The sequence below is a fragment of the Caballeronia sp. BR00000012568055 genome, from assembly GCF_029439455.1.
Classification (GTDB): Bacteria; Pseudomonadota; Gammaproteobacteria; order Burkholderiales; family Burkholderiaceae; genus Caballeronia.
Genome location: NZ_JAQFVG010000199.1, coordinates 1 through 681 on the forward strand (window position 1 = coordinate 1; position 681 = coordinate 681).

The window sequence follows — 681 nt, forward strand, 5'->3', positions numbered from 1 at the left end:
GTTCAAAGCGATCCTGCTCGACAAGCAAGGCGACCGTATCGTGTCCAGCCTCGAATCAATCGATGACGCACGCTTGCCGGAAGGCGACGTCACCGTGCGCATCGCTTATTCGACGCTCAACTATAAGGACGGACTCGCCATCACGGGCAAGGTGCCGGTCGTGCGCAGCTTTCCGATGGTTCCGGGCATCGACTTCGCGGGCACCGTCGAAGCGAGCAGCGATCCACGCTATAAGCCCGGCGATGCCGTATTGCTCGACGGCTGGGGCGTTGGCGAAGGACATTGGGGCGGTCTTGCGCAGAAAGCGCGCGCCAAGGCCGACTGGCTGCTGCCGATGCCCGCAGGCATGAGCGCGCGTCACGCGATGGCGATCGGCACCGCAGGCTATACGGCCATGCGGTGCGTGCAGGCTATCGAAGCGCACGGCGTCAAGCCCGGCGACGGCGATGTGCTTGTGACCGGTGCTAACGGCGGCGTCGGTGGCGTAGCGATTTCGCTGCTCGCCAAGCGGGGTTATCGCGTGGTGGCGTCTACGGGGCGCATGAACGAAGCCGAGCATTTGAAGGCTTTAGGCGCAAGTGAATTGATGGACCGCGCGGAATTGTCTTCACCCGGCAAGCCGCTCGCTAAAGAACGTTGGGCTGCCGTGGTGGATAGCGTGGGCAGCCATACGCTTGCGAA

Annotated in this window: 1 protein-coding gene; it reads left to right on the forward strand. The window is 63.3% G+C overall.

Going from position 1 to position 681, the window contains the following annotated elements; genetic code table 11:
• Positions 1–681, forward strand: a 681-nt coding sequence (locus tag P7F28_RS09820) for an acryloyl-CoA reductase (RefSeq protein WP_277184354.1), incomplete at both ends; no start/stop codon positions are given.